Origin of the sequence: Shewanella sp. 10N.286.52.A9, assembly GCF_041468985.1 — a bacterium.
In the GTDB taxonomy this organism is placed as follows: Bacteria; Pseudomonadota; Gammaproteobacteria; order Enterobacterales; family Shewanellaceae; genus Shewanella; species Shewanella japonica.
In genome coordinates this window covers 232,848-252,517 of sequence record NZ_JBFRJQ010000005.1, presented here as the reverse complement: position 1 = coordinate 252,517, position 19,670 = coordinate 232,848, and the positions used below count along the sequence as shown (strand labels likewise).

Below are 19,670 nucleotides of genomic sequence, written 5' to 3'. Positions count from 1 at the left end.
CAATTTCGATTAACTCAACACCTGTGAGTGTCCACACAGATTTACTTGTTTGATTGTTAAAGAGCGTTGACCGTGTTGGTCAGGGATGCGTATTCTACACTTCCCGTTGTCAGCGTCAAGTGTTTTTTCAAACTTCTTTTCGCCGTTGATTTAAGGTGGTTAAAACCGCTTCAAATCAAGCTGACTCAGTGTTGGCTAGTGCCTGTTGCCGTGTCAGTGGATGCGCATTATAGGGAGATTATGAAACCGTGCAAGGGCTTTTTTAAACTTTTATGACAAATGGGGGTTAAGCGTTTATTAATTAACCACTATGATTTAATTATCTTCAATTTTGCAGTTTAAAGGCTTAGTTTGCCTCTTTCTATTACGAAATAGAAAACGGTTTTTATAATCTAGTTCCCTTTCTATAAGGCTATCTTTACGCTTTTATGGTCAAGTATATTGATTTAGCTATTGGTTTTATCAGTCAATTAGCCTATTTTATTTTGATTAAAGGATTTTAGGCTCCACCATCTAGGAATGTTTATGCTTAGTTTACGTTTGCTGTATTTAGTTTCGTTTGTTTGTTTTTCGCAGTCAGCTTTAGCAACTGTTATTTATACTTGGGTAGATAAAGACGGTGTTTCTCATTATAGCCAGCAACCACCAGCAGATGTTGACTCTAAAAAAGTATACAGCGAGGACATTGAGCCCGCTCAAGTAGGTTATGTGCCCGTAAAATCTGTCGGTTCTTCTTCACAGTCTAGTACTAGTGAAATGGATTTAGCTCAAAAAGCTGCATTAATCAAAGAGCGAGATGCTGAACAGGCGGCTTCAATTTGTGAAAGTGCCAAACACAGCTTAAATGTATTAAACACATATCAACACTTACATCGCAAAGATGCTGATACAGGTGAAGAGATAGTCATAACTGAAGAAGAACGCTTGGCTCAAATTGAAAAGAACGAAGAACGTAAGCAGCTTTTTTGTCAATAATATATCAAGTTTATTAGCTGCAATAATAAAAGGAGCCAATGGCTCCTTTTTAATTAACTATTCATGACACCTATTCAAGGTATATATCATCTCTACCTGCTGCACTAGTTCAGTTTACGTGAGCAGGTTATTCTGCTTTACCAACTGTATACATCGATTTAAACGTGCCACTATTACATGTCTCAGTTCCTGACTTCCAACCATTATCAAATGCATCAATGCCATCAAGTGTTTTATCCTTCATGGACTCGAGTGTCTCATTTGATTTCTTTTGTGCTAATGCGCTGGTGCAACCTGTGTTGTAGCCAAAGTGGTATAAGCTATTATATTCAACATTACCGACTTCGATAATTTCACCTTCTTGTTTTTCTGGTGAACTAGAACATCCGGTTGCAGCTATTGAGAGTAAAGCAAAGCCTAATACGACTGATTTATTCATGTTATATCCTTCTACTTGAAATCAGGTTGCTATTCATAAGGGAACATATTGAAGTTAGTAGATCAATTCACTTGTCGCAAGCTTATGGGTTCAATGCCTACTGTAAAGTTATAATCCAATAAAAAAGGAATGGTATTTACCATTCCTTTTATTACTGTCGCTGACTATTTATTGGGTAAACGTCAGTAGTCCATCGTTGACATCAATCATAATCGGTTTACCTGGGAGTAGTTCACCTTTTAATAAGTGTTGTGCTAATGGGTTTTCAATTTCTTGTTGCAGTGCTCGTTTAAGCGGTCTTGCACCATACGTTGGATCAAAGCCAGCTTCGGCAATTAACACCAATGCATTTTTAGAGATTTCCATGGTGAAATCCTTTTCAGCCAAGCGTTGTTTCAAGTTCTGCAACTGTATCTCTGCAATATGCGCTATATGCTCTGCAGCTAACGGATGGAATACCACGGTCTCATCAATACGGTTTAAAAACTCTGGTCTAAAGCTCTGCGTCACCACATTCATTACGGCCGATTTCATCTGCATATAGTCTTGAGAGGCTGAACCTTCCTGAATAATGTCAGAACCCAAATTAGACGTCATGATGATAACGGTATTTCTAAAATCAACAGTACGGCCTTGGCCATCCGTTAAGCGACCATCATCTAGCACTTGCAGCAAAATGTTGAATACATCAGGGTGCGCTTTTTCTACTTCATCTAACAAGATGACTGAGTAGGGTTTACGGCGAACAGCCTCAGTTAAGTATCCACCTTCTTCGTACCCCACGTAGCCAGGAGGTGCGCCGACTAATCTTGAGACAGTATGCTTTTCCATAAACTCTGACATATCGATGCGAACCATTGCTGATTCGGTATCAAATAAGAAGTTAGCTAATGATTTACACAGTTCAGTTTTACCCACACCGGTTGGCCCTAAGAATAGGAATGAACCAATTGGGCGATTCGGATCGGCAAGTCCAGCTCGGCTACGTCTAATTGCATTTGATACCGCTTCTACAGCTTCATTTTGACCTATCACTCGCTGATGTAGTGCATCTTCCATTTGCAGTAACTTATCACGCTCACCTTCTAGCATCTTAGAAACAGGTATTCCTGTTGCCTTTGAAAGTACTTCGGCGATTTCTATATCTGTGACCTTGTTACGCAATAACGTCATATCTTGCATTTCTGCTTGCGAAGCCAAATCGAGCTGCTTTTCTAACTCAGGAATACGGCCGTATTGTAATTCTGACATGCGAGTTAAATCTCCCGCACGTTTTGCGACTTCCATATCCATTCTTGATTGTTCGAGATCGGCTTTAATATGTTGCGTACCAGCTAAGGCTGCTTTTTCTGTATGCCAAATTTCATTCAGTTCGCTGGCTTTTTCTTCAACTTGCTTCAGCTCAACTTGTAAATGCGTTAATCGTTTACGACTTGCTTCATCTTCTTCTTTGGCAAGTGCTTGCTCTTCTAGCTTAAGCTGGATAGCACGGCGATCTAATCTGTCTAACGCTTCAGGTTTTGAATCTATTTGCATTCTGATACTTGATGCCGCTTCATCGATCAAGTCGATAGCTTTATCTGGTAGCTTTCTATCAGAGATATAACGATGCGACATACTTGCGGCGGCAACAATAGCAGGATCGGTTATCTCTACATGGTGGTGCAATTCATAACGCTCTTTTAATCCACGTAATATTGCAATGGTATCTTCAACGTTAGGCTCTTCCACCAGCACTTTTTGAAAACGACGTTCAAGTGCTGCATCTTTTTCAATATATTGGCGGTACTCATCTAACGTTGTTGCGCCAACACAATGTAAATCACCACGAGCAAGTGCAGGTTTTAACATGTTACCTGCATCCATTGCTCCTTCGCCTTTACCTGCACCAACCATGGTATGCAGTTCATCGATGAACAGAATGACTTGACCTTCTTCTTGAGCTAACTCATTTAATACCGCTTTTAATCGCTCTTCAAACTCACCACGATATTTAGCACCAGCAATTAACGCGCCCATATCTAATGACAGTACACGCTTATTCTTAATGCCTTCAGGAACCTCACCATTAACAATTCGTTGAGCTAAACCTTCAACAATGGCGGTTTTACCGACGCCTGGCTCACCAATGAGCACAGGGTTATTTTTACTACGACGCTGTAACACTTGAATTGTGCGACGAATTTCTTCATCACGACCAATCACGGGATCGAGTTTGCCTTGCTCGGCACGCTCAGTAAGATCCACTGTATATTTATTTAAGGCTTGGCGTTGATCTTCCGCATTAGGATCATCAACTTTTTGTCCACCACGAATTTGTTCAATGGTGGTTTCCAATAACTCTTTACTGGCACCTGCATCTTTCAAGCACTTGGTTAATGCATCACTTCCTTCAAGCGCGGCCATCACAAATAGTTCAGATGAGATATATTTATCTTTACGTTTTTGAGCTAGCTTGTCACAAAGGTTAAGTAAACGAATTAGGCCCTGAGATAACTGAACATCTCCCCCAGTACCTTCCACTTGTGGCAATTTTTCTAACTCTTGGCTCAAAGAAGAACGCAGTGCACTAACATTTATACCCGCTTGTGTTAGTAAAGGGTGAATTGAGCCAGAATCTTGGTTTAATAACGCCATCATCAAATGAGTAGGTTCAATGAACTGATGATCACGCCCTAATGCTAATGATTGCGCATCTGAAATAGCAATTTGAAATTTGTTGGTCATACGATCAAGTCTCATACGTCCTCCTAATCGATTTAATAAAAACGAAAGATTTGATAATTAAAATATGGGGATGTTTATGAAATTTTCAATCGTGGGAATAAAATTCTGCACATTATTGTTAGATTAATTGATTAAGATCAAATCGATAAAACAGATTAAGATTTTAACCAAATAAAAGAAGCCATTCGTCCTGTTTGTTGATCTCGGCGGTAAGAGAAATAATCAGGGTTAGTAAAAGTACACACATTTGCACTATAAATGTGTTTTATTCCTTGTTTAGATAAACGCATGGTTGCAAGCCCACATAAATCGGCTAAGTATTTCACGCCATGTGGTTTAAAGCATTGCTTAGCTTCAATATCTTGTTCAACAAATTGTTGCTTTACCTCTGCGCCCACTTCAAAAGCATTTGGACCAATTGCTGGTCCCAAATAAGCAATTATGTCACAGGCTTCTGCATTAAAGCGCTTTATTGCAGACTCGATAACCCCATCACACAATCCACGCCACCCTGCATGCACAGCAGCAATTTCAGTTCCTACTTTATTACATAGCAACACAGGCAAACAGTCGGCGGTCATGACGGCTAACGCCACTTTGGCATGATCAACATAGCTTCCGTCAGCTTTGGGAGGAATAGACTGAGGTGAAATATTGGCAGGACTTACATTGGCAGAACTTACTTTTGAGTAATCGATAATAGTAGTGCCATGAACTTGATCTAACCAAGTGACTGGCACATTAATCGCTAAAGTTTGCTGAATTAAAGCTCTATTAGCCAATACATCTTGAGGGTCATCGCCTACATGTAAGCCTAAATTTAAGCTATCAAAAGGCGATTGACTCACACCGCCATGACGGTCTGTCATGGCGATGCCGATATTGTCAGGTATTGGCCAATTTACGTGATACACGCTATCCCCTTCGCAGCGAATACTTATAAATACTCGATTGGGTTTTCTTCAGTATCTTGACGTAACGCTCTGGTCAGCATTTGCATATCTTCAGGGATAGGCGCTTGCCATGACATGATTTCATGGGTAAATGGATGAGCAAGCTCCAAACGTACTGCATGTAGCGCCTGACGTTCAAAGTTTTTCAAAATATCAAAAAACTCTGGGCTAGCTTTTTTAGGCGGACGTGGGCGACCACCGTATACAGGATCGCCAACCAACACATGACCTATGTATGACATGTGAACACGAATTTGGTGAGTACGCCCCGTTTCTAAGCGCAATCTTAAACGCGTATGAGCACGGAATTTTTCAGCAACACGATAATGAGTAACAGAAGGACGACCGCCCATAACAACTGCCATTTGTGTACGGCGCGTTTCATGACGATCAATCGGTTCGTCTACTGTTCCGCCAGCGGTCATCATCCCAATCACAATCGCTTCGTATTCACGTACAATATCGCGCGCCTGAAGTGCTGCAACTAAATGAGTTTGTGCTTCAACCGTTTTAGCAACTACCATTAAACCAGTGGTATCTTTATCTAAACGATGCACAATACCAGCACGAGGAACATGTTCAATCTCAGGGCAATGATGTAATAGCGCATTTAACAATGTGCCATCAGCATTACCAGCTCCAGGGTGAACAACCAAGCCAGCTTGCTTATTTACCACTAAAATATGATCGTCTTCGTAGACAATATTTAGGTCAATTTTTTGTGCTTTGTCTTTTACTTCTTCTTCGAGCGTTGCTTCTACCGCAATTAACTGCGATTCTAGTACTTTCTCACGAGGCTTATCGACAACAACGCCATCGACTGAAACTGCACCAGATAGGATCCATTCTTTGATGCGTGTACGGGAATAATCAGGGAACAATTCAGCCAAAGCTTGGTCTAATCTTAAACCGGTTTGGATTGCTGTGATCTCGCTTTTTAGGTTAATCTCTTGTGTCATAGGAACCGTACCCCTTTTTTGGGGTCCAAAGTGAATGTGCTATCTGTTACAATCGGATTGTTTTCTATTTTACAGTGAAATGGAAAAATTCTTAACAACAACTTATAAAAGAATTGAATTTACATATGTATAAATTAGCCAAAGGCGCCGCCCTAGTATTGTTTTCATTAGCTTTAACAGCATGTAGTACCTCTAAAGGTTTTGAAGATGAAGACCTCAGTGGCAAGTCTCCAGAGGGACTTTATGCTCAATCTAGAACCTCAATGGAGCTAGGAAACTACTCTAAAGCAGTTAGAACACTTGAAGCATTAGACTCTCGTTACCCATTTGGCCCACATAAAACTCAAGTTCAATTGGACATGATTTTTGCTTATTACAAAATGGATGACGTCGCATCAGGTATTGCAAATATCGATCGTTTTATTCGTTTAAACCCAACGCATCCAGATATTGATTATGTCTATTATATGCGTGGTTTAACTAATATGCAGGCAGATAATTACCTATTTCACGATATGATGAATATCGATCGAACTGATCGTGATCCTAAAAATGCACAAGACGCCTTTAAAGATTTTGATCGTTTAATCAAAAGCTACCCAAACAGTAAGTATACGGCTGATGCTCAGCAACGTATGCAATACCTTAAAAACCGTTTAGCACAATACTCGATTAAAGTGGCTGAGTATTATATCAAAATGGAAGCATGGAGTGCAGCAGCTGTTCGTGCACAATCTGTGATGGAGCAGTTCCCTGGCACACCAGCAACCGAGCAAGCTTTAGAAATTATGGCGCAAGCTTATGGTGAATTAGGCCAAGAGCAACTTCAACAGAATACATTAACGGTTATCGCTGCTAACTATCCAGATAGTGACTTACTCAAATAACAGTCAAGAATCATATTGCTGATTCTACGTTAATATAAAAAGCCTGCTATATATCGCAGGCTTTTTTGTTTTGAAGATTACACATGATGATAAACAAAACCGCCATAAAGGTATTTAGTGGCTTCGGCACCGAGTACCGCCACCTTGTCACCTGCTTTTAATCGTCCTGAATGAATCAACCTCGATAAACTGACCCAAATAGCGGCTGAACCTAAATTACCAAGATGCTTGGCATCATTGATCACTCGCTCTGGTGAAATGCCTAATGCTTTTGCCATTAGCACATCAATATGTCCATTGGCCTGATGAGGCAAAATATATGCAAAATCATCTAGCTGATAGCCTCGGCTTTGCAGTGCTTGCCAACCTAGCTCAAACAACTGACTACCTTGCTCTCGTACAGCTTGGGTGTTGTGATGGAATCGAGCCATTTGTTTTGTCCCGACATCATTAGCCCCGCCATCAAGATAAAACCCTGGTGGTTTTTGATGTCCAATTTGACCTAAATAAATATCAGATATTTTGGCAGCCTGTTCATCTTGAGGCCCTAGTACTACTGCAGCTGCGCCATCCCCCATTTGTACATAATTAACCAATTGCTCGGTATCGATAAAGTCGTTATCCATATCAAAATAAACCGAGCCTGTTTCTACCCCTACTATTGAAACGGGTTGCTGATTAACAGCGCAAAAGGCCGACGCAATTTGTAATCCGTTGGCAAATCCCGTACAAGCCTGTCTAAGTTCTAAATAGGGACCATGAAATGCCATTGCATCTGCAAGCCATGCTGCATTAGGGGGGACTTGTGTATGAGGTGTGCATGTGTGGCTGAGTAAATAATCTAACGCTTCAATATCAAGGTTTGCATTCACTAAAGCTTGAGTCAGTACTTGCTGACTAAGCTCAATACTCGAAGGAGATGTTGAACTGGTTGGGGTCGATAGATCTCTGACTAAATGGCGCCCCTCAATACCCAAACGCTTCGCAATGGTTTTAGCTTTTCGCGCTGCAAGTCTACTGCACTGTTGAGACAAGGCATTTAGTAGCGCTTCATTATTGATATTTGCATTAGGCAATTGATGAGAAATGCCTAATAATGATAGGTCATGCTGCGCAAATTTTACTGCCATTTTTCCTCCAATTTATGTTGGATAGCATCTAAGCAAATCCCCATATTTTCAAATGAGTGATGTTGGCTGGTGAGTAATTGAAAAAGCTCATGTGTGATTAAGGATTGTTGCTGATAAAAGTCGTCATTTGTCGCCCCTAATTCGATGGCATGATGACGGCTAATGTATACATGCTTGGCTTCGTCTTTTTTAATCAAGCCACATAACACACTAAAAGGGTGCTCTCCTCCAAGTTTGCTGGTTTCAAATGCTTGCATAATTTGGGTGACACATGTATCTAAAATAGCAATACGAACAAAGTGTTGACTGTAATCATTTACTCGACCTAAACCGCTATAAAACCTTTTTGCCAACCGTTGAACTTGGCGGGTATCTTCTATGTATGGAAGCTTATCCGATACTGTTTGCAAGGCTATATCATGACGACACTCGTCAGACTCGACTTCCATTAGTGATGTCACTATCTTGCCATTCCTTTGTGATGTCTGTGTTGATAATTTTTTTTCTAAGTCTTGAACATGTAATCTAATAATTTCTTGATTAAAGACCAACTGAGCCGACTGTTCACCACACAATAATAGGGGTAATAAACGTGCCATTGATTCCGTTTGGTTATCAGAAAATAAAAGTGGGGTTTGAGCCTGAAGATTTATCCAATCTTGAAGCCTAAGTGCATTATTGCCTTGAGTAACCTTTGGCAAAGCTTGCTTGCCAAAACAACGTTTAATCTTAATTGTCATTAATGCTTTGTCTCCGCAGTTGATAAATAACAGGCAATACGAAAACATCAAAGAGCCATGCCAATAGAATCACCATACAAGACAACAAACTTAGCTGTGCAATAGGCGCAAAATCGGACGCTAATCCAATGCCAAAACCCAGTACTAAAGTTAAACTGGTAAAACAAATCACCGGAATAACGCCCGCATAATGCGTCCAAAATAATTGCAGATAAGTTGCACGACTGTCGATATCAGATGTTTGTGGCTCAGGTAACTTCAACAGCAAATGCAAAGTATCATCAACAATAATCCCAAGCATGATGCCTAATACGACCGCACTGCCAATACTGATATACCCACCAACCAGTTGCCAAATAGCGAACACCCAAAGCAAGGGCAAAAAGTTAACCATTAACCCCGCCAAAGCAAAGTATGGGCTTTTTTTCAAAAAGCCTAACACTAGGCTTAGGGCCACTAACGCAATACCAAATGACCACAACATACTGTTTGCGTTATGAATGGATAAATGAGCGAACAATAAACTACTGCCTAATGCTGGGCTTACTGATAAAGCGGTTTTATTTGCAGCAAGCCATGCAGTTGTTTTGGCTTCGAACGCTAACATTTGCTGCGCAGTGAGGGAGGTTAAATAAACGGTGATTAAACTCGATTGATATTGTGATGAGATTTCTGCTTCAAGCCCGATATCACTGACGCTATGTTGTGTCATGATCCGTTTAAGCTGACTTTGCGATAATCCGGCACTTTTTACCCAATCACCAATATGGGTGACATGGTTAACTTCTGGCTGTTGTTGCAAAAAGCGAGCAAATTGGAATAAAAAGCCCAGATATTGCTTGTCATACATAGGGACAGAACCAGTCCCCACCTCAAAATACAATGGATTTATGCCAAAAAAATCTTGCTGCATAGTGAGTTTAGATTGAGTAAAGGGGTTATCGTCAGGAAAGTAATTAAGCGGATCATCATTAAGCTCAAGTTTACTGGCACTTAATAAGGCCAATACTGAAACGAGTCCTACCACCATGAGAATTGACTTTGGCAATAACGCCGCTCGTTTGGCTAGCGTCACCACAGGATTAACAAAGACATGTAACTTGCCATCAGAATAGTTCTGATTAGCCTTGCTCACGATAGTCACCAATAAACTGTGACAAAGTAGATAATGGCAAGCCACGGCAATGGCCACTAATATCCCAAAAACTTGTATCGGTGGTGAAGGACTAAAAGCGAGTAAGCCAAAACCCAATATGGTCGTCAGTGTTGCGTACAGTAGGGGTTGTTTATTATGTGAGAAGCTAAAAATTAGCGGATTATTGTCACCCGCTTTTATTCCAGCTTGCCAGCCAAGGTATAAATGCGCGGAGTAAGCCAGTGATAAGGTAATAATTATCACTGGTATAAATGCACTTATCGCTGCAATAGTAAGATTAAACCAACCTGCGACTCCAAGTACTATAGCTAAGGTCACTGCACAGTTAAGTGCGATAGCAAAAAGCCATAATCTAGCTTGAATAAAAATTAATGCCATTAGACCGATAATGACAAATAGGCTGGGTGCAAACCAACTTAGGTCATGGCGTAACACCTTAGCATATTGCCAATTGAGCGCCTGTTCACCTGACAACAAAACCTTCACAGCACTTTGAGCTTGATTGAATTTAGGCACAAGGCTCGCTGCCGCAGCCTTAACTGACCAAAATGACTCAGAGATACCTTGCAAACGATCAATACTTTCCAGGCGCCACAGCGCCTCTGTTGAATATTGCTGCATATCGTTTTGACTAAACTCAATACTCAGGATAATAGCTTTACCATTGTCAGATAACACCAAAGGTAAGCGAGGATGTTGTTTATAACTTAAAAGCAGGCTATCGCTTATTGATTGATTTTGACTTGAAGATTGCGAGTGAGTTAATGATTGAGTGAGTGATTGAGTGAGCGCTTGCTTCTGCCCCGTAACCACAGAAGACTCGTTTACAACTGGCAGACGTTCAATAAATGCAGCATACCCCCCTATCGCGCTGATATGCTGATCAGATTGTAAATATTCAATATAATCAAGTAATCGACTTTGCTGCTCAGGTTGTCGCCAGTCTTGCTCATTTTCCAATAAAAGCAGTAAACCATCTTCGCGGACAAATGTTTGCTGAAGTTGATTTAGTCCAACAAATCCTGCGTCATCATGGGCAAAATAGTCGTTAAAATTAACATCAAGATCAATCTTCGTTGCCCCAATGATACTGAGCAGCACCAATAGCAATACGGTAGCCCACACCCCTAAAGGGTGTTTTTGCGAGCCAGCGATTAATGACAATTGCCAATTCAAATGACTATTTCCTCATACTGCTATTAAGTTTTCTATTCAGTTACCTTAATAGACCTTATAATCTTGTTTTATTGTTCAGCAAGTTACAAAAAAGTTAATAGTTAATGCGATAAACTGATATTTCCAAACATGCTAGCAGGAGTATTCAGCACCACTACCTTAACGCTAGTCAGCATAAAGCCTCGATACTCTCCCCAATGAACCCATACGTAGCGTTTTCCGGATAGACTTATTCATAGCTGCTTTCTTAACAAATAGCTTATGATTTAGGCCTTTTGTGGAAATCTTGCTCAAACAAGCTAAAAAAAACAGTTATCAATAAAAAAAAGTTGACTCCAGACCACAAAAAACGTTTAATTGCGTCCGTCGCCCGAATAGCTCAGTCGGTAGAGCAGAGGATTGAAAATCCTCGTGTCCCTGGTTCGATTCCGGGTTCGGGCACCATATTTAGATTTGGTGGCGAAAGCGACCAAATAACAAAAAAGCCTCGCAATGCGAGGCTTTTTTGTATCTGTTATAAATTGCAGTAAAACTGACAACTACCCTCGCCGGCTTTAGTCATAATAACCCTAGGCAACCATTAAGCTGCCTAAAGTTTGGTGATGAGTGAGTTAATCATCTACTCACCTAACACTATAGGTGCGTGAAACAAGCTCGTCTTTGTTGAGATTCTCTGTTAGCGAATTACCTGTTAGAAACGTCTTGTTAGAGTGCTTCTTAATAACTGGTTGTTAGCTATGCAGGTTCAATATAATCAACCAACATCTGCACAGTTTGGTTTCCCCTAAACTCATTTACATCCAGTTTGTACGCAAGTCTAGCGTGCTTAATTGTGGCGTCAGGCCAAGTTTGTAAATCAACATTGAATGCAATAGCATCCATCATCACTGAGCCGCAGTCGGTTTCTAACACCAATTTCAAATGTTTCTCCCCCACGATACGTTGTTGAATCACGCTGAAATAACCATCAAATAATGGCTCTTCAAAAGACTGTCCCCAAGGACCAGATTCACGCAGTAAGAAAGCCGTTTCTAGGTTCATCAACGCTATCGGCAACTCACCATCAGATAAGATCTCACCCGTTAACTGTTCAGGCTTTAACAATTCACGTACGGCTTTATCGTATGCTGACTGAAATAATTCAAATGCATCTGCACGAAGTGATAATCCCGCCGCCATCGCATGACCACCAAATTTGATAATCATCCCAGGGTGGCGGCTATTAATAAGCTCTAACAGGTCTCGCATATGCAAGCCTTTTATTGAACGCGCAGAGCCTTTAATTTCACCCTCGCCAGCATCAGCAAATGCAATCACAGGGCGATGATATTTATCTTTGATTCTTGAAGCTAAAATACCAATCACACCTTGATGCCAGTCATCCTGAAACAAAGCAAGTCCCCAAGGTAAATCTGATTCATCAAGGCTTAATGTTTGCAGACTTTTTAACGCTTCTTGTTGCATTCCCGCTTCAAGCTCGCGACGCTCACCATTTAAGCCATCAAGCTCATCAGCCATTCTCCTTGCTAACATCATGTCTTCACATAACAATGTCTCAACACCCAGCGCCATCTCATCTAAACGACCGGCAGCGTTTAATCTTGGCCCGACAGCAAATCCAAAATCTGATGCAACAATACGTTGTGGGCTTCTTTTTGCGACTTCCAGTAATGCTGTAATGCCAACACGACAACGCCCCGTCTTAACTCGTTGTAAACCCGCTTGCACCAAAATACGATTGTTACTGTCAAGCGACACCACATCAGCAACCGTGCCCAAAGCAACAATATCAAGTAAGGAACCAAGGTTAGGCTCAGCAATGTGTTGCTGCTGATACCAGTCTCTTTGGCGCAGCTCTTTTCTAAGCACTGACATCAAATAAAACGCAACGCCAACCCCAGCAATAGACTTACTGGCAAATTCACAACCGTTTTGGTTAGGATTAACTATCGCATCTGCATCGGGGAGGGTTTGTCCAGGTAAATGGTGATCAGTTACAACCACCTGCATACCTAATTGTTTAGCGGCTGCAACACCTTCAATGGATGAGATGCCGTTATCGACCGTAATCAATAACTGCGCCCCTCTAGACTGAGCAACGGCAACAATTTCAGGACTTAACCCATAACCATAATCGAAGCGATTTGGAATAAGGTAGTCAACATGCTTGGCTCCCATCATTCTTAATGCAATCAAACACACACTGGTCGAGGTTGCGCCATCAGCATCAAAATCTCCCACTATCAAAATCGACTTATCAGCAGCTATCGCGTCAGCAATAATCTTCGCCGCAGTGTCAATGCCGAGCATGGTTTCAGGTCTAAGTAACTTCGACAAACTCAGTTCGCAGCCAGCTAAATCGACTCCACGTCGAGCATATAACTGTTTTAGTAATGGATGCATAGATTGCGGTAAATGACTGTCATCTACCTGAGTTCGGCGAACAATTTTGTGGGCCACAAACACACCTTATTTTAGTGGAGTAATCGACACGTTAAGATAACAAAAAAGGCGAGCCAATGGCTCACCTTTTTCGGTTAAAACGATTATTCTAAACCTGTCGGTATTAGAGATTAGTTTTAATGGTATTTAATAATGCTGACGGTGGTTGGTAACCCGGCACTAACACCCCGTTTTCTAAAACGATTGCAGGTGTTCCATTGATACCAAATGCTTGACCGAGGCGGTATTGCTCCTCAATGTTTGCATCGCAGCTTGCAGCTTTTACATTGCCACCCGTTTTAGCATCAGTCATAGCTTGTAGCGGATCTTTAGCACACCATACCGCTTCCATTTCTTGGGCATTTGCTGATGGAATACCTGCACGAGGGTAAGCTAAATAACGAACTGTAATGCCTAAATCGTTATAACCGTCCATTTCTTGGTGTAACTTACGACAGTAACCACAATCCACATCAGTAAAGATGGTTACGACATGTTTTTCATTTTTCGCTTTGTACACCAACATGTCGTCTTCAAATGGCTTGAGCATATCAACACGAGGGCCCGCTAATGCAGCCTCGGTTAAGTTTTGCATACCATTCTTTAAATCATACATATTGCCATGTAGTAACTTAGTACCATCTGGAGAAACGTACAAAATGCCACGGTCAGTCAAGGCTTGATACAATCCGTCAATCGGTGATGATTGAATTTTCAATACATTAACGCCAAGCACATCAGAAACCTGCTGTTTCAGCTCTGCTTCATTGGGAATATCTGAGGCTGATGCGGCATGTAATAGTGGCGCAACAGCAAGGGTCATAGCAAAAGAGAATGCTTTTGTTAACTTCATTAAAAAATCCTATTTGATAAAACTGATGAGTCAGCTAATTACATAGACCAGAGTTTGACGGCAAAAGTTACAGAGAATGTCATATTAAAGCAACTATATCCCGCTCATTGCTGGCGATATGTATCAATTTTTATGTAACAAGAGACATCATGCACAACGCATTAGCCCCTTGGATGATGCTCACTATGTAACTGCTGTAGTCGAGCCTTGGCAACGTGGGTGTATATTTGCGTGGTAGATAAGTCGCTGTGTCCTAATAACAGCTGAACTACCCGTAAGTCAGCGCCATGATTGAGTAAATGGGTAGCAAATGCATGCCTTAGGGTATGCGGAGATAAATGACTATTAATGCCAGCTCGCACTGCATAATGTTTAATACGATGCCAAAAAGTCTGTCTTGTCATCATTTGTCCACGTTTGGAAGGAAATAAAACATCGCTTTGTTTATTGTTCAGTAATGTAGGGCGTGCAGCTAACAAATACTGCTCTATTTCGGAAATGGCTAATTCACCAAGCGGCACTAAACGTTCTTTGCCGCCCTTACCGACAATGCGCACTAAACCTTGTCTAAGGCTAATTTGCTCTAAGGTTAAGCTGACCAGTTCAGTAACCCGAAGGCCTGTGGCATACAATAACTCCAGCATGGCTTTATCACGGCACTCTATTGGGTCGTCAATATCGGGCTCTGCGAGTAAAGCATCTATTTGGGTTTCGCTTAATGCATTAGGTAGTTTACGCGCTAACTTAGGTGACTCAATTAAGCTAGTTGGGTCGATATCAATCAGTTGTTTTACTATCAAATAACCATAAAATCGCCGTAAACTGCTCAGCAATCTTGCCGTTGAGGTTTTAGCAAAATTTTCTGCCACTCGATAAGCTAAATAATCTCGAATCACTAACTGATCAACATTAATGAGTTGATGTTGCTGACTTAACACATATCGCTCAAAATGACGTAAGTCAGTTCGATAAGAGCCTAACGTGTTATCACTTAACCCTTTAGCCGACCAAAGGTCATCTAAAAATGCATCAATAAGGGGATCTGCTTGGTAATTATCAGTCACAAAAATTCCTAAAAAAACGGCGCCACTTCACCTGAAGTAACGCCGCTCTAGTGTAACTAAATTTAGTTTACAAAGACAAAACTAAGCTCATAGGGATAATCTAATCATCACCATAAAGATTTGTCTGTCATCTTTATTAGCTTGTAGCTGCCGTTGCGTTTTTCGCTGGGACAAATAAACATGCAACCATGGCAATACCAACTGGCAGCAACCAAGCCATACCTTCGCTATGCAGTGGCATAAAGCTTAAAAAGTCAGTGTTCATTCCTGCCGCTTTTAAACCGTCGAAAATACCAAAGAATAGTGCAACGGATAACACAAGACGATGCGAAAATTCTGGGCGAGCAAAACGTTCAGTTAAAAAGGTGATTGCCACTAATGCAATTGCCACAGGGTAGATGGTCATCAACACAGGAATACTGATGTTAATTAGCTGAGTGAGTCCCACGTTCGCAACGGTTGCACATACAACACTGAAAAAGATAACGAAAGATTTGTAAGACACTTTAGGCATGAGTTCGTTAAAGTATTCAGAACACGCTGTAATTAGGCCAACTGCAGTGGTTAAACAAGCGATACTGACTACCGCTGCTAATAATACTGTACCCATAGTGCCAAACTCATGGGTCACATAATTTGTCAGAATTTGGCCACCGTTTTCAGCACCTTTAGCAATATCACCCGCTGTAGCACCTAAATAAAATAGTGAAATATACACAAACGCTAACCCTGATGCTGCAATGATAGCAGCACGCACAAGATAGCGAGTCTGGGCTTTAGATTCTGTGACACCTTTCTTACGTAAAATATCAATAATCAACATACCAAAGATCACTGAGGCAAGTGTATCCATGGTGTTGTAACCTTCTAAAATGCCTTTAGAAAGTGGGCTGTCAATATAGTCACCAGTAGCCGCACCGATCGCAGCGCTTGGCGTAGCAATCACTGAAACGGCTAAACCAACAAGTAAAAAGATTAAGATTGGGGTTAACACTTTACCGACACTATCGAGTAATTTACCAGGGTAAAGTGATAGCACCATTGCGATGACAAAAAAGGCTACTGTATAAAGCAACTGTGCTTTGTTCAGTGTCAATGCACCTAGCTGGATCATCGCATCAGCATTATCTAAAAATGGGCGAGCACCAATTTCAAATGCAACTAAACCTGTGCGAGGAGCGGCAAACGCAGGGCCGATGATAATGTAAATTGAGACAGCAAGTGCTGTAGCAGCAAAAGCAGGTAGCATCGCCATGACTTTACCATTCGCTTTAGCGACAGCGATAAGACCTGCTAGAGGTAAACCTACAGCAGTGACCAGAAACCCAATCATCGCTAGCGTCATATTCTCGCCAGCTAACATGCCTGCAAAAGGTGGAAAAATTAAGTTACCTGCACCTAAGAAAAATGCGAATGTCATAAAGCCTAAGCCTAATGTATCGCCAATACTCATATTATTGTTTTGCACTAAACGCCCCATCTTGTTGTTTTGTTTTTTAACAAACTTAAGTGATTCACTGCTAATTAGCTACTGCTAATCAAAAACGACCTGTAAGAATGTAAACTTATAAATACACTTTATCTCATTAAAAACTACTCACAAATGGTTATAAAAAAGCCATTTTTCAATTTTTCGAATACCCATTTGTGAGTCGTATTTCATTTTTTGCCATTTAAACGCGTTAAACACGACTAAACGGGTAGGAACTAATAGCAAAACATCTATCGATAAACAAGCGCAAACCCAGCAGAATAGCAAATTAGCTGTTATCAGAAACGAAGCGTAAAGCCCACAAAACATTCCCGCTACAGAGCAACCACATCAAGCTAAAAGCACAACAAAAAAGCAACACCAATAAAATTGGGAAAAAACCGTAAAACCGTTACCATAAGCCGTCAGCCATATAAGCGAAGTATTCATGCCTTTTACATTTAAACAGTTTCATATTGATGATAGTCATTGTGGTATGCCCGTTAGCACAGATGGGGTCATATTAGGTGCTTGGGCTGCATTGCCTGATACGCAAAAAATACCTGCAGCACAACTATTAGATATTGGTGCAGGGAGTGGCTTGCTCAGCTTAATGCTCGCTCAGCGTATGAATAACCAAGATTGTAAAATCAGCGCGGTAGAGTTAGAAGATGGCGCTGCTGTTGATTGCCAGCAAAACTTTAGTCAAAGCCCTTGGTCAGAGCAGCTTTCGTTACATCACATGAGTATCCAGCAATTTTTGCTTGAACATCAGCAAAAGCGCTGCGCTCTGTTCGATACAATTATTTGTAACCCGCCTTACTTTGAACATGGACCTCAATCAGACTCAAGTCAGCGTGCTACAGCAAGGCACACAAACCAGCTCAGTTTTAAAACCTTGCTCAACCATATTCAACAATTAATGACACCATCTGGACAAGCGAGCTTGATTATTCCTCAGCAAAGCGAGGCTGGTTTTATGCAAGCGTTAGATGGCACGCAACTGTCGCTGTCAAAGCGAACGAGTATTCGCACCGTTGAAAACAAAAGTCCTAGCCGGATTTTATTGCAACTTAGCCACCAAGCTAGTTCCCATCGCTTATTTCACTCTGATTTGATAATTGCGGATAAACAAGGTCAATACACTCCAGAGATGAGCCAGTTGTGTCGCGACTTTTATCTAAAACTTTAACGAGAGTTTCATCATATAAAAGTCATTTAAAACCGATTCCTTGCTCGCTGAGATCCAGAACTTAGGTTATAATGTTCGGCTATCAATCAGTGAGACCCAAAGCGCATGCTATTTGAAGATTTTGATCTAGACCCACGCCTATTAGACTCTCTAAAGGCTATGGGACATTTAAGCCCTACTACCGTTCAACAACAAACATTGCCAATGGCGATGGAACAACGGGATATTTTAGCTAAAGCGCCTACAGGTACAGGTAAAACGGCAAGCTTTTTATTGCCGGCATTACAACACTTGATTGACTTCCCTCGCCGCTTTAACGGTCAAGCTAGAATTTTAATTCTGACGCCTACTCGTGAGCTGGCTAGCCAAATTCATCGTTATGCGTCTCATTTAGCGACCGATCTTGATTTAGATATCGGTATTATTACCGGCGGCGTACCTTACGGTCCTCAAGAAGAGCAACTTGAAGAGAATATCGATCTATTAATTGCGACGCCTGGTCGCTTGATGGAATATTTAGATAAAGGTCAATTCGAAGCGACAGAAGTTGAAATGCTCATCATTGATGAAGCAGACCGTATGCTTGATATGGGCTTTTCTTCAGTGGTTGAAACCATTGCTATTGAAGCGCAGGGCCGCAAGCAAAACATGCTGTTCTCCGCCACGCTTGAAGGCAGTGGTGTTGCTCGTTTTGCACATGTTTTACTTGAAGATCCTGTAACCATTGATGTTGATTCACCTCGCAGTGAAAAAGCGAAAATTCATCAATGGATACATTTAGCGGATAACAACGCCCACAAGTTTGCCTTGTTGTGTAATTTGCTCCAACAAGAGTCTGTTAAGCGCACCATCGTATTTGTTAAAACCCGTGAAGTTGTTGCTAGCTTAGAAGGCTTGCTATTAAAAGCAGGTATCCCTTGCGCTTTCTTACGTGGTGATATGGAACAAAAGAAACGTTTCCAAGCGTTAAGTAAGTTCAGTAAAGGTGACGTGAATATTCTTCTTGCGACTGACGTTGCAGCACGGGGAATCGATATTGACGGTATCACTCATGTAATTAACTTCGATATGCCTCGCTCTGCTGATGCTTACGTACACCGAATTGGTCGTACAGCACGTGCAGGCGCAAAAGGTACAGCTATTTCGTTAGTTGAAGCCCACGACATGCGTATTGTGAGTAAAATTGAACGTTATATCGAACAACCGTTAAAACGTCGCTTTATTGATGGCTTAAGACCTACCCATAAAGAGGCCAAAGTACCAGGCAAGAAAAAAGACAAAAATAAGTCTGCAGCGAAGAAATCTAAAAAGCCTAAAAAGAAGAAAAAATAAATTTTAATTAACGAAGCCTTAATGCTAAAGCCCTGAATATTTTCTATATTCAGGGCTTTTTTATGGCAAAAAATCCATTTGATAGCGCATTAAACTAGCCTCAAAGTGAAATAAACTTTATGAAACATTTAATTTACATCTAACACTTTTTCTCTACTGGTAACTCTGTTAATT

15 protein-coding genes and 1 tRNA gene are annotated in these 19,670 nt (G+C 41.1%); 5 read left to right on the top strand and 11 right to left on the bottom strand.

The features are described from left to right. Window positions 1-525 precede the first annotated feature (525 nt). The gene (locus AB4128_RS05165; protein ID WP_119968038.1) at window positions 526-975 is read left to right on the top strand and encodes a DUF4124 domain-containing protein; all 450 of its coding nucleotides are present in this window, start codon (window positions 526-528) and stop codon (window positions 973-975) included. Window positions 976-1,102: 127 nt separating this feature from the next. Here AB4128_RS05165 and AB4128_RS05160 read toward each other — a convergent pair whose 3' ends face one another. From AB4128_RS05160 to rluD, 4 genes are all read right to left on the bottom strand, one after another. Further along, window positions 1,103-1,414, bottom strand: coding sequence for a hypothetical protein (locus AB4128_RS05160; RefSeq protein ID WP_055025185.1), 312 nt, complete (start codon window positions 1,412-1,414; stop codon window positions 1,103-1,105). 168 nt (window positions 1,415-1,582) lie between these two features. Next, the gene (clpB, locus tag AB4128_RS05155; RefSeq protein ID WP_372037170.1) at window positions 1,583-4,156 is read right to left on the bottom strand and encodes an ATP-dependent chaperone ClpB; all 2,574 of its coding nucleotides are present in this window, start codon (window positions 4,154-4,156) and stop codon (window positions 1,583-1,585) included. A gap of 140 nt (window positions 4,157-4,296) precedes the next feature. Further along, window positions 4,297-5,055: a peptidoglycan editing factor PgeF gene (gene pgeF, locus AB4128_RS05150; protein WP_372037168.1), complete on the bottom strand. Its 759-nt coding sequence runs from the start codon at window positions 5,053-5,055 to the stop codon at window positions 4,297-4,299. Window positions 5,056-5,078: 23 nt separating this feature from the next. Beyond that, window positions 5,079-6,053, bottom strand: a complete 975-nt coding sequence (rluD, locus tag AB4128_RS05145) for a 23S rRNA pseudouridine(1911/1915/1917) synthase RluD (RefSeq protein ID WP_055025182.1) — start codon at window positions 6,051-6,053, stop codon at window positions 5,079-5,081. A 125-nt stretch (window positions 6,054-6,178) separates the two neighbouring features. Between rluD and AB4128_RS05140 the strand changes: the two genes are divergently transcribed. Next, window positions 6,179-6,940 carry an outer membrane protein assembly factor BamD gene (locus AB4128_RS05140; RefSeq protein WP_055025181.1) on the top strand — a complete coding sequence of 254 codons (762 nt, stop codon included), beginning with the start codon at window positions 6,179-6,181 and terminating at the stop codon, window positions 6,938-6,940. Between the two features lie 77 nt (window positions 6,941-7,017). Here AB4128_RS05140 and AB4128_RS05135 read toward each other — a convergent pair whose 3' ends face one another. From AB4128_RS05135 to AB4128_RS05125, 3 genes are read right to left on the bottom strand one after another with little or no spacing between them, the layout of a single operon-like run. Continuing rightward, window positions 7,018-8,070, bottom strand: coding sequence for a 3-oxoacyl-ACP synthase III family protein (locus tag AB4128_RS05135; RefSeq protein ID WP_372037166.1), 1,053 nt, complete (start codon window positions 8,068-8,070; stop codon window positions 7,018-7,020). Beyond that, window positions 8,061-8,810, bottom strand: coding sequence for a hypothetical protein (locus AB4128_RS05130; protein WP_372037164.1), 750 nt, complete (start codon window positions 8,808-8,810; stop codon window positions 8,061-8,063). Before AB4128_RS05130 ends, AB4128_RS05135 begins: the two co-directional genes overlap by 10 nt. Next, window positions 8,800-11,142, bottom strand: a complete 2,343-nt coding sequence (locus tag AB4128_RS05125) for an RND family transporter (RefSeq protein ID WP_372037162.1) — start codon at window positions 11,140-11,142, stop codon at window positions 8,800-8,802. The genes AB4128_RS05130 and AB4128_RS05125 overlap by 11 nt, the downstream gene beginning before the upstream one ends. Before the next feature lie 368 nt (window positions 11,143-11,510). On the opposite strand from AB4128_RS05125, the gene AB4128_RS05120 reads away from it, so the two are divergent. Continuing rightward, window positions 11,511-11,586: transfer RNA gene (locus AB4128_RS05120), tRNA-Phe, on the top strand. A 291-nt stretch (window positions 11,587-11,877) separates the two neighbouring features. Here AB4128_RS05120 and recJ read toward each other — a convergent pair. From recJ to brnQ, 4 genes are all read right to left on the bottom strand, one after another. Continuing rightward, window positions 11,878-13,602 carry a single-stranded-DNA-specific exonuclease RecJ gene (gene recJ, locus AB4128_RS05115; RefSeq protein ID WP_372037160.1) on the bottom strand — a complete coding sequence of 575 codons (1,725 nt, stop codon included), beginning with the start codon at window positions 13,600-13,602 and terminating at the stop codon, window positions 11,878-11,880. A 106-nt stretch (window positions 13,603-13,708) separates the two neighbouring features. Beyond that, window positions 13,709-14,437 (bottom strand): bifunctional protein-disulfide isomerase/oxidoreductase DsbC, encoded by a 729-nt coding sequence (gene dsbC, locus AB4128_RS05110; RefSeq protein WP_055025176.1) that lies wholly within the window; start codon window positions 14,435-14,437, stop codon window positions 13,709-13,711. Window positions 14,438-14,598: 161 nt separating this feature from the next. Then, complete coding sequence (gene xerD, locus AB4128_RS05105; RefSeq protein ID WP_372037158.1) at window positions 14,599-15,501, bottom strand: site-specific tyrosine recombinase XerD; 903 nt, start codon at window positions 15,499-15,501, stop codon at window positions 14,599-14,601. Window positions 15,502-15,637: 136 nt separating this feature from the next. Further along, the gene (brnQ, locus tag AB4128_RS05100; protein WP_372037156.1) at window positions 15,638-16,981 is read right to left on the bottom strand and encodes a branched-chain amino acid transport system II carrier protein; all 1,344 of its coding nucleotides are present in this window, start codon (window positions 16,979-16,981) and stop codon (window positions 15,638-15,640) included. 439 nt (window positions 16,982-17,420) lie between these two features. Between brnQ and AB4128_RS05095 the strand changes: the two genes are divergently transcribed. Together AB4128_RS05095 and srmB are read left to right on the top strand one after the other, a co-directional pair. Continuing rightward, window positions 17,421-18,164 carry a tRNA1(Val) (adenine(37)-N6)-methyltransferase gene (locus AB4128_RS05095; RefSeq protein ID WP_372037154.1) on the top strand — a complete coding sequence of 248 codons (744 nt, stop codon included), beginning with the start codon at window positions 17,421-17,423 and terminating at the stop codon, window positions 18,162-18,164. 105 nt (window positions 18,165-18,269) lie between these two features. Beyond that, window positions 18,270-19,496 (top strand): ATP-dependent RNA helicase SrmB, encoded by a 1,227-nt coding sequence (gene srmB, locus AB4128_RS05090; protein WP_055025172.1) that lies wholly within the window; start codon window positions 18,270-18,272, stop codon window positions 19,494-19,496. The last annotated feature ends 174 nt before the right edge of the window (window positions 19,497-19,670 follow it).